Annotated in this window: 9 protein-coding genes; 3 read left to right on the forward strand and 6 right to left on the reverse strand. The window is 72.7% G+C overall.

The genetic code is table 11. The annotated features are described in order from the left end of the window. Position 1 precedes the first annotated feature (1 nt). On the reverse strand, positions 2–649 hold the full coding sequence (locus GA0070623_RS16775; protein WP_067312243.1) for a histidine phosphatase family protein: 648 nt from the start codon (positions 647–649) through the stop codon (positions 2–4). Positions 650–1014: 365 nt separating this feature from the next. After that, the gene (gene hemL / locus GA0070623_RS16780; RefSeq protein WP_067314884.1) at positions 1015–2352 is read right to left on the reverse strand and encodes a glutamate-1-semialdehyde 2,1-aminomutase; all 1338 of its coding nucleotides are present in this window, start codon (positions 2350–2352) and stop codon (positions 1015–1017) included. A gap of 168 nt (positions 2353–2520) precedes the next feature. On the opposite strand from hemL, the gene GA0070623_RS16785 reads away from it, so the two are divergent. Continuing rightward, positions 2521–2853 carry an STAS domain-containing protein gene (locus GA0070623_RS16785; RefSeq protein ID WP_067314887.1) on the forward strand — a complete coding sequence of 111 codons (333 nt, stop codon included), beginning with the start codon at positions 2521–2523 and terminating at the stop codon, positions 2851–2853. Positions 2854–2927: 74 nt separating this feature from the next. Here the strand turns inward: GA0070623_RS16785 and GA0070623_RS16790 are convergent, their stop codons facing one another. Beyond that, positions 2928–4520, reverse strand: a complete 1593-nt coding sequence (locus tag GA0070623_RS16790) for an ABC transporter permease (RefSeq protein WP_067314889.1) — start codon at positions 4518–4520, stop codon at positions 2928–2930. After that, positions 4517–5470 carry an ABC transporter ATP-binding protein gene (locus tag GA0070623_RS16795; RefSeq protein WP_067314892.1) on the reverse strand — a complete coding sequence of 318 codons (954 nt, stop codon included), beginning with the start codon at positions 5468–5470 and terminating at the stop codon, positions 4517–4519. The genes GA0070623_RS16790 and GA0070623_RS16795 overlap by 4 nt, the downstream gene beginning before the upstream one ends. Positions 5471–5565: 95 nt before the next feature. Here GA0070623_RS16795 and GA0070623_RS16800 point away from each other — a divergent pair, with 95 nt between their 5' ends. After that, entirely contained in the window at positions 5566–6072 is a 507-nt protein-coding gene (locus GA0070623_RS16800; RefSeq protein WP_067314894.1) for a GbsR/MarR family transcriptional regulator, read from the forward strand. 138 nt (positions 6073–6210) lie between these two features. Here the strand turns inward: GA0070623_RS16800 and GA0070623_RS16805 are convergent, their stop codons facing one another. Then, on the reverse strand, positions 6211–6768 hold the full coding sequence (locus GA0070623_RS16805) for a response regulator (protein WP_067314896.1): 558 nt from the start codon (positions 6766–6768) through the stop codon (positions 6211–6213). Continuing rightward, the gene (locus tag GA0070623_RS16810) at positions 6765–11132 is read right to left on the reverse strand and encodes a HAMP domain-containing protein (protein WP_089004089.1); all 4368 of its coding nucleotides are present in this window, start codon (positions 11130–11132) and stop codon (positions 6765–6767) included. The genes GA0070623_RS16805 and GA0070623_RS16810 overlap by 4 nt, the downstream gene beginning before the upstream one ends. A 372-nt stretch (positions 11133–11504) precedes the next feature. Between GA0070623_RS16810 and GA0070623_RS16815 the strand changes: the two genes are divergently transcribed. Further along, entirely contained in the window at positions 11505–13568 is a 2064-nt protein-coding gene (locus GA0070623_RS16815; RefSeq protein ID WP_067310112.1) for a SpoIIE family protein phosphatase, read from the forward strand. Positions 13569–13572: the final 4 nt, after the last annotated feature.

Below are 13572 nucleotides of genomic sequence, written 5' to 3' on the forward strand. Positions count from 1 at the left end.
CTCAGGCCCCCTTGGCCGTCCGGGCTGTCGACGACATGGCGATCAGGTGGGCGGCCGGCTCGGAGTAGCCGATCCCGACCACCTTGGCCCCGTCGAAGTGGAACGAGGTGAGGCTGGCCAGCCCGCACTCCCGGCGACGCGGATCGTGCCAGAGCCGCTTGCGCTCGACATAGCGGCGCAGCGTCCAGATCGGGAGCTGGTGGGAGACGATGACCGCCTCGCGCCCCTCGGCCGCGACCCGGGCGGCGTGCAGCCCGGCGAACATCCGCTCGGCGATGGCCCGGTAGGCCTCGCCCCAGCTCGGGGTCACCGGGTCGCGCAGCACCCACCAGTTACGCGGGTCGCGGAACGAGCCGTCGCCCGGCGACACCTTCTTGCCCTCGAACCAGTTGGCGCTCTCGATCAGCCGCTCGTCCACCCCGACCGGGAGCCCGAACTGGGCGGCGATCGGCTCGGCGGTCTGCTGGGCGCGCTCCAGCGGGCTGGCCACCACGTGCACGACCTCCCGCTCGGCGACCGCCTGGGCGGCGGCCTTGGCCATCTGCACGCCCAGCTCGGAGAGCCGGAAGCCGGGCAGCCGGCCGTAGAGGATCCGGTCCGGGTTGTACACCTCGCCGTGCCGCAGCACGTGGACGACGGTCTTGCTCACTGCATCCCCCTCGTTCGCGACTGCGGGGCTCGCAAACCCGGCTCACTCCTCGCGCTCACCGGCATCCCCCCCGTTCGCGACTGCGGGGCTCGCAAACCCGGCTCACTCCTCGCGCTCACCGGCATCCCCCCCGTTCGCGACTGCGGGGCTCGCAAACCCGGCTCACTCCTCGCGCTCACCGGCATCCCCCCCGTTCGCGACTGCGGGGCTCGCAAACCCGGCTCACTCCTCGCGCTCACCGGCATCCCCCCCGTTCGCGACTGCGGGGCTCGCAAACCCGGCTCACTCCTCGCGCTCACCGGCATCCCCCCCGTTCGCGACTGCGGGGCTCGCAAACCCGGCTCACTCCTCGCGCTCACTGGTGTCTACCCCCCGTGGCCTGCCGCTGCCGCTGCCGTCGCCGCGTCCGGCAGGGCGGCGGCGATGTGCTCCAGGGCGGCGTCGTCGAGCGCCGCCGACACGAACCACGCCTCGAACGCGCTCGGCGGCAGGTAGACACCGGCGGCGAGCATCGCGTGGAAGAACGCCTTGAACGCGGGCACCTGCTGGGTGCGGGCGCTGTCGTAGTCGACCACGTCGGCGTCGGTGAAGAAGATCGAGAACATGCTGCCCGCGTACGACAGGCGGTGCGGAACCCCGGCGGCGGCCAGTGCGTCGGCGGCCAGCCGGCCCACGACGGCGGCCGTGTCGTCGAGCCGGCGGTAGAGCGCGTCGTCGGCGAGCCGCAGGGTGGCCAGGCCGGCGGCACAGGCCAGCGGGTTACCCGAGAGGGTGCCGGCCTGGTAGACCGGGCCGGCCGGGGCGAGCCGGGACATGATCTCCGCGCGCCCGCCGAACGCCGCCGCGGGCAGCCCGCCCCCCATCACCTTGCCGTACGTCCACAGGTCGGCGTCGGACGGGTCGATGCCGTGCCAGCCGGAGCGGGAGACCCGGAACCCGGTCATCACCTCGTCGACGATGAGCAGCGCGCCGTGGGTGTGGGCGAGCGCGGCGAGCCGGGAGTTGAAGCCGTCGCGCGGGGCGACCACGCCCATGTTGCCGGCGGCGGCCTCGGTGATGACCGCCGCGATGTCCGGTCCCTGCGCGGCGAACGCCGCCTCGACCGCGGTGAGGTCGTTGTACGGCAGCACGATGGTGTCGCCGGCCGCCGCGCCGGTGACCCCTGGCGAGTCGGGCAGGCCGAGGGTGGCGACGCCGGAGCCGGCGGCGGCGAGCAGCCCGTCGGAGTGGCCGTGGTAGCAGCCGGCGAACTTGATGATCTTGGACCGGCCGGTGAACCCCCGGGCCAGCCGGATCGCCGACATGGTCGCCTCGGTGCCCGAGTTGACCAACCGGACCTGCTCCACCGGGGTCCGGTCGACGATCTCGGCGGCCAGCTCCACCTCACCCGGGGTGGGGGTGCCGAAGCTGGTGCCCAGGGTGGCCGCCTCCCGCACCGCCTCGACCACCTCGGGGTGGGCGTGGCCCAGGATCAGCGGCCCCCAGGAGCAGACCAGGTCGACGTAGCGCCGCCCGTCGGCGTCGTACAGCCAGGGCCCCTCCCCCCGGACCATGAAGCGCGGGGTGCCGCCGACGGCACGGAACGCGCGCACGGGTGAGTTCACCCCGCCGGGCACGATGGCCAGGGCGCGGTCGAACAGGGCCTCGGAGGCCGGTGCGTCGGCCGGGTAGCGACCGGTGCCGGCGGAAAAGGTATTGGTCACGATGCGGCCATTGTGTCAGCGCCGGACGGGGAATCGGCAGGCACCCCGGGGCGGGGTTACCCGGCTCACCCGCCGGGCGGGCGCGGGCCGCCGGTGGCCGGGTGCCGTCACCCGCACGGTGGACCGCCTCGCCGGGCCGGGACGCCGAGATCGCGATAGGCTGGCCGGGTGGATCGTGCCGAACTGTCCATCACGGTACACCGGACGGGCGACGAAGTGGTGCTGCGCCTGGCCGGTGAGATCGACATGCTCACCGCAGCCCAGCTGTCGACCGTCGTGAACGAGGTGCTCGCCGATCCTCCACCGCGCATCGTGCTCGACCTGGCCGGGGTGACCTTCTGCGACTCGCAGGGCCTGGGCACCCTGGTGGTGCTCAGTCGCAAGGCCAGTCACTCCCAGTGTCTGCTGATCCTGAGCAACGTGGGCGACTTCCTGCTCCGCGTCCTCGACATCACCGGCCTCCGTTCCGCCCTGATGATCCGCGACGTGCCCACCACCTGAGCTGATCCACGCCCAACCACCTGACGCGGGCCGCCGCGGACGGCGGCCCGCGTCAGGTGGTTGGGCGCGTCCCGTCAGGTGGTGGGCACGTCGCGGCGGCGGAAGGCGGCGAGCCCGGTCGCCGCGAACAGCCCGGCGAGCCCGGTCATCGTCAGCAACGGGGTGGCGCTCCAACCGGCCCGCAGCACCTGTGGGGTGTGCGTGAACGGCGAGAGGTCCAGCAGCCACTGGCTCAGCTCCAGCACCGCACCGAGCTGACCGAGCAGCACACAGACCGCGAGCACCGCCCAGGCCGTCGGGGAGAGGCGGGGCAGCAGCCCGTACAGCAGCACCGCCAGCCCGGCCAGCAGCCAGGCCGCCGGCACCTGCGCCAGGCCGGCACCGAGCAGCCGGGGCAGTTGGCCCGGCACGTCGTCGATGCTCGACCCGTAGGCCAGCCCGGCCGCCAGCCCGGTCACCGCCAGCACCACCACCGGCCCCAGCAGGGCGAACACCAGATGCGAGGCGAGCCAGGCCGACCGGCGCACCCCGGTGGCCAGCACCGGCTCGACCCGCCCGGCGGCCTCCTCCGACCGCGTCCGCAACGCCGCCTGGATGCCGTAGCCGGCGGCGGCCAGCCCGGCTATCCCCAACGACGCCCCCAGGTAGGCCTCGGCCAGCCCCGACGCCCCGCCCAGCCGGGCCATCATCTGCTCCAGCGCGGCGTTGCCGGCGACCGACCGACCGGCCGCCTCGGCCGCCCCACCGACGGTCGCCCCGAGCAGGCCGAAGCCCACCGACCAGCCCAGCAACAGGCCCCGGTGCAGCCGCCAGGCCAGGCCGAACGGCCCGGACAGCGCCCGCCCCGCCCGGCCCGGACCACGCCGGGACGGCAGCACGCCGGCACCGATGTCCCGCCGCACCGCGACCGGGTACGTCACCACGGCGAGCAGCACCGTCAAGGCGACCGGCAGGGCCAGCACCCACCAGCGTTCCCCCTCGTAGGCGCGGATACGCGGCGCCCAGCCCAGCGGGGACAGCCAGCTCGGCCACTCGTCGCGGGCGGTGTCGCCGACCAGCCGGAGCGCGAACGTCACCCCGAGCACCCCGACGGCGGTCCCCCGGGCCCCACCGGCGGTCTCGGTGAGCTGGGCGGCCAACCCGCCCACCGTGGCGAAGACCACCCCCACCAGCGCCGCCGACAGCCCGTACGCCAGGGAGCCGGCCGCCGGCAGCCCGGTAGCGGCCAACCCGCCGGCGGTGAGCAGGCCGAGCAGCAGGCTGGCCGCGTACGTCGTCAGCAGCGCGGCGGTGAGGCCGGCGTACCGCCCGAGGACGGTCGCGCCGAGCAGTTCCCGCCGGCCGGCCTCCTCCTCGGTGCGGGTGTGCCGGATGACGGTGAGCAGGGCGGCCAGCCCGACGATCACCTGGAGGAAGCCGCCGCGCTGGGCGGTCAGCGCGCCGGTGCTGTCGCCGTAGACCGGGCCGAGCAGGGCCACCACCGACGGGCTGCGGGCGGTGCCGGTGGCGTACGCGGCCCGCTCGGCGGCGGTCGGGAAGAGGGTGGCGAAGCTGGCCGCGTACGACGCCGGCAGCACGGCCAGCAGCAGCACCCAGAGCGGGAGGACGACCCGGTCCCGGCGCAGGATCAGCCGGACCAGGTGCCCGGTGCCGGTGAGGGCGCTCACCGCCGTACCCCGGTCGGCCGGTCCCCACCCGACGCGGCGCTGGCGGGGGCGGCGGACGGGTCGGCGGCGGGTGTCTCGTAGTGGCGCAGGAACAGCTCCTCCAGCGTCGGCGGCTGGCTGACCAGGCTGCGGACGCCGATCTCGGTGAGCCGGCGCAGCGCGGCGTCCAGCGCGACGGTGTCGACGGCGAAGCGGACCCGCTCCCCGTCGACCCGCAGGTCGTGCACGCCGGGCAGGGTGGCCAGACCGTCGATCGGGCCGGCCAGCTCGGCGTCGATCGCGGTGCGGTGCAGGTGGCGCAGCTCGGTCAGGGTGCCGGTCTCGACGTGACGGCCGTTGCGGATGATCGTCACCCGGTCGCAGAGCGCCTCCACCTCGGCGAGGATGTGGCTGGACAGCAGCACCGTGCGGCCGTCGCGGCGGGCGCGGTCGATCCAGTGCTGGAACACCTCCTCCATCAGCGGGTCCAGCCCGGAGGTGGGCTCGTCGAGGAGGAGCAGTTCGACGTCGGAGGCGAGCGCGGCGACCAGGCCGACCTTCTGCCGGTTGCCCTTGGAGTAGGTGCGCCCCTTCTTGCGGGGGTCCAGCTCGAACGATTCCAGCAGCTCGGCGCGGCGTCTCGGGTCGAGCCCGCCGCGCATCCGCCCGAGCAGGTCGATCACCTCACCACCGGAGAGCTGCGGCCAGAGGGTGACGTCGCCCGGCACGTACGCCAGGCGGCGGTGCAGCGCGACGGCGTCACGCCACGGGTCGCCGTCGAGCAGTCGGACGGCCCCCGTGTCCGCCCGCAGCAGCCCGAGCAGCACCCGGATGGCGGTCGACTTGCCGGCGCCGTTCGGGCCGAGGAAGCCGTGCACCTCACCGGCCCGGACGTTCAGGTCGAGCCCGTCGAGGGCCCGGGTGCGGCCGAAGGTCTTCACCAGGCCGGTCACCGCTATCGGGGTTTCCATAATTCAGAAGCTACGCTTGTTTCACAATGTTGTGAAGCATGTGTCCGGTACGGCACCATCGCCTGCACCACCGACACCCGAGGAGCACCGAGCCGATGCCTGACGACCGCCACCCCGGCCGGCACGATGAGGTCCACCTCTTCGTGGAACGGATGGCGATGGCCTGGGCCGACGTCGGCTTCCCCCGGATGGCGGGGCGGGTCCTGTTCACCGTGATGAGCGCCGACGGCCCACTGACCGCCGCGCAGATCGGCGAGCGGCTGGGCGTCAGCGCGGCGGCCGTCTCCGGCGCGGTCCGCCACCTGACCCAGTTCGGCATGCTGGTGCGCGAACCGGTCCCCCGCTCCCGGCGGGACCACTACCGGATGCCGGACGACCCCTGGTACGAGGGGACCATCACCAAGACCGGCCTCTACAAGAACTTCATCGACATCGCCGACGCGGGCGCCGACGCGCTGGGCGGCACGGCCACCCCGGGCGGCGCACGGGTGGGCGAGATGCGGGACTTCTTCGTCTTCGTCCAGGAGGAGCTTGACTCGCTCGGCGAGCGCTGGCGGGCCCGCCGCGCCGCCAACGGCCACGCCGAGCCGCCCGCCGCCTGAACCTGCCACGCGCCGAGCCGCCCGCCGCCTGAACGGCCACCGGGCGGACGCTCGCCCCGACGACCCGGTCCGGACGGACAGCTCGCCCCGATGCCCGCCCGGTGAGGCGGTCACCGCGACACGGCCGCCCGGCCGGGGTCAGGCGGTGTGGCCCCAGCGGGCCTGTTCCAGCACGTCCAGGGCGCGCTGCCGGGCCTGCGGGTCGTCCTCGGCGCGCAGCAGGGTGGTGGCCTCGTCCACCGCGTCGGTGAGCACCCGCCACTGGGCGTCGCGCTCCCGCACCACGTCCGACTGCGCCGCCAGCTGCCGGGTCTTCACCCACAGCTCCACGAACACCGACACCTTGGCCCGCAGCACCCACGGGTCGAACGGCTTGGTCAGGTAGTCGACCGCCCCCACCGCGTACCCGCGCAGGGCCAGCTGGGCGTCCTTGTCGGCGGCGGTGAGGAAGATGATCGGCACGTGCCGGGTCCGCTCCCGGCGCTTGATGTGACTGGCCGTCTCGAACCCGTCCATGTCCGGCATCTGGGCGTCGAGCAGGATGACCGCGAAGTCGTCCACCAGCAGTTGCTTCAGCGCCGCCTCACCGCTCTCCACGGCCACCGACTGCACCGGGAGCCCCTGGAGGATCGCCTCCAGCGCCATCAGGTTCTCCCGACGGTCGTCGACCAGCAGCGCCTTGGCCGTCTGCGTCACGAATTCTCCCTGTCTCGGCGGCCGCTGATCCAGGACGCCATCCGCTCGATCAGCCCGTCCAGGTCCACCGGCTTGGTGATGTAGTCGCTACCCCCGGCCGCCAGCGCCGACTCCCGGTCACCCGGCATCGCCTTGGCGGTGAGGAAGACGATCGGCAGGTCGGCGAAGCGGTGGTTACGGCGGATCTGCCGGGTCGTCTCGTACCCGTCCTGGTCGGGCATCATGGCGTCCATCAGCACGATGTCCACCTCCGGATGCTCCGCCAGCACACGGACGCCGTCCGCGCCGTTGTCCGAGTACAGCACGGTCATCCCGTGCAGCTCCAACGCGCTGGTCAACGCGAACACGTTGCGTACGTCGTCGTCGACGATCAGTACGGTGGCGCCGTCCAGCTGCCGGGTGGCCGGGGCCTCCGGCGTGGCCAGCAGCTCCATCGGCGGCATCAGCAGCGACGACGGCAGCCCCGCCCGCTCCGGCGACGGCGACTGCGGGGCCACCACCGCGTCCGGCGCCAGCACGTCCGGTACGAACAGGGTGAACGTCGAACCCTGCCCCGGCGCGGAGGTCACGGTGATCGTGCCGCCGATCAGCCGCGCCAGGTCCCGGCTGATCGACAGGCCCAGCCCGGTGCCGCCGTACCGCCGGCTGGTGGTGCCGTCGGCCTGCTGGAACGCCTCGAAGATGATGCTGAGCTTGTCGTCCGAGATGCCGATGCCGGTGTCGATCACGGTGAAGGCGATCACCTGCCGGGCGTTGGTCAGCGCCGGCACGTCGAAGACCGCGTTCTCCGCCGCCGGGGCGATCCGCAGGGTGACCGCGCCGTTGTCGGTGAACTTCACCGCGTTGGAGAGCATGTTGCGCAGGATCTGCTGCAACCGCTGGGCGTCGGTCACCAGCGCCGGGGGCAGCTCCTTGGCCACCCGTACCTGGAAGTCGAGGTTCTTGTCCTCCGCCTGCGGGGCGAACGCCTGCTCCACGTAGTTCCGGATCTCGGCGAACCGGATCTCCGTCGGTTCGACGTCCATCCGACCGGCCTCGATCTTGGACAGGTCCAGGATGTCGTCGATCAAGCGCAGCAGGTCCGAGCCGGAGCCGTGGATCGTCCGGGCGAACTCGATCTGCTTCGGGGTGAGGTTGCGCTCCGAGTTCTCCACCAGCAGCCGGGCCAGCAGCAACAACGAGTTCAACGGGGTACGCAGCTCGTGGCTCATGTTGGCCAGGAACTCCGACTTGTACGCCGACGCCCGGGTGAGCTGCTGGGCCTTCTCCTCCAGGCCGAGCCGGGCCAGCTCGATCTCCCGGTTCTTGGTCTCGATGTTGCCCTTCTGCTCGCTCAGCAGCTTGGCCTTGTCCTCCAGCTCGGCGTTGGTGCGCTGCAACTCCGCCGACTGGTCCTGCAACTCCAGCGCCAACCGCTGCGACTGGGCCAGCAGCTCCTCCGTACGCCGGTTGGCCTGGATGGTGTTGACCGCGACGCCGATGGTGAGCACCAGCCGCTCCAGGAACGCCAGGTGCAGCTCCGAGAAGCGGGCCACGCTGGCGAACTCGATCACCCCGAGCAGCTCCCCCTCGAACAGGATCGGCAGCACCACCAGGTCGGACGGCAGCGTCTCGGCCAGCCCCGACCGCAGGGTGATCCGCCCGTCGGGCAGCGCGTTGAGCCGGATCGTCCGGCGGGAGAGGGCGGCCTGGCCGACCAGCCCCTCACCCGGCCCGAAGGTGACCTCGTGCCCCCGGGCGACGTAGCCGTACGAGGCGGTCAGCCGCAGCCGCATCACCCCGTCGGAGGTGTCCGCCAGGAAGAACGCGCCGAGCTGCGCGTCGACCAGCGGGGTCACCTCCATCATGATCATGCGGCAGACCTCGCCCAGGTCCCGCTGGCCCTGGAGCAGGCCGCCGATCCGGGCCAGGTTGGAGTCCAGCCAGCCCTGCTCGGCGTTCTTCTTGGTCGTCTCCCGCAGGGTGACGATCATCTGGTTGATGTTGTCCTTCAGCTCGGCGACCTCGCCCTGCGCCTTGACCGCGATCCGCTGGGTCAGGTCGCCCCGGGTCACCGAGGTGGAGACCTGGGAGATCGCCCGGAGCTGGGTGGTCAGCGTCGAGGCGAGCTGGTTGACGTTCTCGGTGAGATCCCGCCAGGTGCCGGAGACCCCCTTCACCTGCGCCTGACCGCCGAGCTTGCCCTCGATGCCGACCTCGCGCGCCACCCGGGTCACCTCGTCGGCGAACGAGCTGAGCTGGTCGACCATCGTGTTCACGGTGTTCTTCAGCTCCAGGATCTCGCCCTGCGCGTCGACCGTGATCTTCTGCCCGAGGTCGCCCTTGGCCACCGCCGTGGTCACCGAGGCGATGTTGCGGACCTGACTGGTCAGGTTGGACGCCATCGAGTTCACGTTGTCGGTCAGGTCCCGCCAGGTGCCACTGACGCCCTTGACCTGTGCCTGACCGCCGAGCTTGCCCTCGGTGCCCACCTCACGGGCCACCCGGGTCACCTCGTCGGCGAACGACGAGAGCTGGTCCACCATCGTGTTCACGGTGTTCTTCAGCTCCAGGATCTCGCCCTGCGCGTCCACCGTGATCTTCTGCGACAGGTCACCGCGCGCGACCGCCGTGGAGACCTGGGCGATGTTGCGGACCTGGCTGGTCAGGTTGGACGCCATCGAGTTCACGTTGTCGGTCAGGTCCCGCCAGGTGCCGGCGACGCCACGGACCTGGGCCTGCCCGCCGAGCTTGCCCTCGGTGCCCACCTCACGGGCCACCCGGGTCACCTCGTCGGCGAACGACGAGAGCTGGTCCACCATCGTGTTGACCGTGGACTTCAGCTCCAGGATCTCACCCCGGGCGTCGACCGTGATCTTCTGCCCGAGGTCGCCCTTGGCCACCGCCGTGGTCACCGAGGCGATGTTGCGGACCTGACTGGTCAGGTTCGACGCCATCGAGTTCACGTTGTCGGTGAGATCGCGCCAGGTGCCGGAGACACCCTTCACCTGGGCCTGTCCGCCTAGCTTGCCCTCGGTGCCCACCTCCCGGGCCACCCGGGTCACCTCGTCGGCGAACGACGAGAGCTGGTCCACCATCGTGTTCACGGTGTTCTTCAGCTCCAGGATCTCGCCCTGCGCGTCCACCGTGATCTTCTGCGACAGGTCACCCTTCGCCACCGCCGTGGAGACCTGCGAGATGTTACGGACCTGACTGGTCAGGTTGCCGGCGAGCTGGTTGACGTTCTCGGTCAGGTCCCGCCAGGTGCCGGAGACCCCGCGCACCTGCGCCTGCCCACCCAGCTTGCCCTCGATGCCGACCTCACGGGCCACCCGGGTCACCTCGTCGGCGAACGACGAGAGCTGGTCCACCATCGTGTTCACGGTGTCCTTCAGCTCCAGGATCTCGCCCTGGGCCGCCACGGTGATCTTCTGGCTCAGGTCGCCCCGGGCCACCGCCGTGGAGACCTGAGCGATGTTACGCACCTGGCTGGTCAGGTTCGACGCCATCGAGTTGACGCTGTCGGTGAGGTCCTTCCAGGTGCCCGCCACGTTCGGCACCTGGGCCTGACCGCCGAGCTTGCCCTCGGTGCCCACCTCCCGGGCCACCCGGGTCACCTGCTCAGCGAAGAGCCGCAGCGTGTCGGTGAGCGAGTTCATCGTGTCGGTCAGCTCGGCGACCTCGCCACGCGCCCCCACCGTGATCTTCTGCGACAGGTCGCCCCGGGCCACCGCCGTCGCCACCTGGGAGATCGACCGCACCTGGCCGGTCAGGTTCGACGCCATGGTGTTCACCGAGTCGGTGAGGTCCTTCCAGGTGCCGGCGACACCCCGGACGTCCGCCTGACCGCCCAGCTTGCCCTCGGTGCCCACCTCCCGGGCCACCCGGGTCACCTCGTTGGAGAACGACGAGAGCTGGTCGACCATCGTGTTGACCGTCCGGCCGATCCGCAGGTACTCACCGCGCAGCGGGCGGTCGTCGATCTCCAGCGCCATGTGCTGGGAGAGGTCGCCGTCGGCCACCGCCATGATCACCCGGGCGATCTCGGTGGTCGGGCGGCCCAGGTCGTCGATGAGCGAGTTGACCGCCCGCTGCCCCTCCGCCCAGGAGCCGTCCAGGCCCTCCTCGTCGAGGCGCTCGGTCAGCCGACCGTCCCGACCCACCACCCGGCTGATCCGGCGCAGGTCCAGGTGCTGCCGCTCCTGGAGCGACACCACCTCGTTGAAGGCGTCCGCCACCTCACCGGCCGCGCCCGCGCGCCGGGGCAGCCGCACCTTGAAGTCGCCCCGGCCGACCCGCCGTAGCGCCTCCGACAGCTCGCCGAGGAGCGCGTCATGCTCGGAAGCGGACACGTCCGCTGTCACCGACTGTTTCGCGGTCATCATTCCTCGCTCAGCTCGGAGGTCCCCCGGCGTGCCGACACGCCAGCCTCCCCTCATTGTGCCCGCGCCGCCACCGGGGCCGTGGCTGCGACGTGCCCGACGAGGACCCGGCGGATCCCCCGCCCCACCGGCAGACCCACCGGCACCGGCGGCACCCCACCCCGCTGTCACCCCCGCCCCGGCGGCACCCCACCTCGCCGGCACTGCCGCCCCGGCGGCGTCGGCGGCATCCCCGGCCCACCGGGCCGGGCCACCTCGCCGGCACACCGTCTCCCGCGTGACCAGGGTGTGTCGTCGGCCCGCCGACGGGTACGGCAGGTGTGACGGTGCGTGGTGCGGCTTGGCACCCGGCCGACGGCGGTAGAGGATACGGGGATGTCAGCGGAGCCGGGGGCCGGGACAGACGCGGGACGGGACGAGCACGTCCGGCGGGTCCGGCTGCCCGCCGACCGGCGTACCCCGGCCGCCGCCCGCGCGGTCGTCCGCTCGGTGCTCGCCGAGGCCGACCTCGACGAGCTGCTCAACGAGGCGCTGCTGCTCACCACCGAGCTGTCCACCAACGCCGTCGAACACGCCCGCACCGAGTTGGACATCGAGGTCGTCGCCGACCGGATCGGCCTGACCGTCACGGTCTCCGACTTCGCCGCCGGGCCGGTGGACGAACTGGTGGTCGGCATCCGCAACGACACCGACGAGATCGGCGAGGTCTCCGCACGGGGGCGCGGGTTGCTGCTGGTCGACCACTTCGCCAGCCGCTGGGGCACCACCTACCTGCCCACCGGCAAGGGGGTGTGGTTCCGGCTGGACCGCCACGGCGACCACGGCGACGGGCCGCCCGCCCCGCACCCGCCGTCCGGCCGGGCCGACAACGACCCGGTGACCACCGCGCCGAGCGCCGCCGCGATGAGCGAGCTGACCCAGACCCGACCCGACCCGTACGCCGACGAGCCGCTGACCGACTTCGCCACCGACCTGCTCACCCGGGTCGCCGAGATGGTGGGCGCGGCCGGCGGGGTGATCCGGCTGGACCGGGGCGAGGGGGAGGGGCCGCAGGTGCTGGCCCGGTACGGCCGTCAGCCGCGCCCCGGCAACGAGCTGCTCCGGGTGCCGTTGGCGGTGCACCGGCCGTACGCCGGGGAGCTGGAGCTGGACGCGGCACCGTCGGCGTACGCCCGGCCGCTGGCCGTGCTCGCCGCCGAACGACTCTCGCTGCACCTGGAGAACGACCGGCTGCGCCGGGCGGACGTCCGCCGCTCGGCCTGGCTGACCTTCCTCGCCGAGGCGAGCGAACTGCTCGCCCAGTCACTCGACGTCGACCTGACGATGGCGCTGATCCCGCAGCTCGTGGTGCCCCGGCTGGGCCAGTGGTGCGCGGTGCACACCACCGACGAGTGGGGCCGGCTCCGGCTGGCCGCGTCCAGTCACGCCGACGAGTCGGTCCTGCCCCAGCTGCACAAGGTCCTCCAGGAGTCCGGGCCGGACTCGGTCCAGGCCCGGCTGCGGGAGGCCTCGCGCACCGGGTCGCAGGTGCCGCTCGGCGGGCCGATGGAGGGCTTCGCCGTGCCGCTGGTCGCCCGCAGCCAGCGCCTCGGCACCCTGGCCGTGGGGCGGCACCAGCGGCACCGGCACGACCCGGACGAGGTCGCGGTGCTGGAGGACGTGGCCCGGCGGGCCGGTCTCGCCATCGAGAACGCCCGGATCCACGCCGAACGGCGGCGGGTGGCGCAGACCCTCCAGCAGTCGCTGCTGCCGCCCGTGCTCCCGGTCGTCGAGGGTGTCGGCTTCGCCGCCGAGTACGTCCCGACCGGCGACGAGGCCGAGGTCGGCGGTGACTTCTACGACGTGGTGCCGTTGCCGGACGGACGCTGGCTGGTGGTCATCGGCGACGTGTCCGGCAAGGGCGTGCAGGCGGCCGCGGTGACCGGGCTGGTCCGGGACGTGATCCGGGTGCTGGTCGGGGACGGCAAGCCGCTGCCCGAGGCGTTGTCCCGGCTCAACGACACGCTGGTCGAACGGGGTGGCGGGCGGTACTGCACGCTCGCGCTGGCGGCGGTCGGGCCGGGCGACGGCGACCGGCTCGACGTCTCGCTGCACCTGGCCGGGCACGACCGGCCGGTCCTGCTGCACGGTGCCGGTGGGGCGACCTTCGTCGGCACCGGGGGCACCGCCCTCGGTCTGCTCGACTCGATCACCTCGCCCTCGGTGGAGGTCCCCCTCGCCCCGGGCGACGCGTTGATCTTCTATACCGACGGGGTGACCGAGCGGCGACGCGGCCGGGAACTCTTCGGCACCGAACGGCTCCGGGAGGCCGCCGCGCCCCTGGCCGGCTACTCCGCCGACGTGATCGCGGCCCGGTTGCGGTCCACCGCGATCAACTTCTCGGTCGAGTCGCCCCGCGACGACATCGCCATCCTGGTGCTCCGCAACGACACCTTCTGAGTAC

Origin of the sequence: Micromonospora rifamycinica (assembly GCF_900090265.1) — a bacterium.
In the GTDB taxonomy this organism is placed as follows: Bacteria; Actinomycetota; Actinomycetes; order Mycobacteriales; family Micromonosporaceae; genus Micromonospora; species Micromonospora rifamycinica.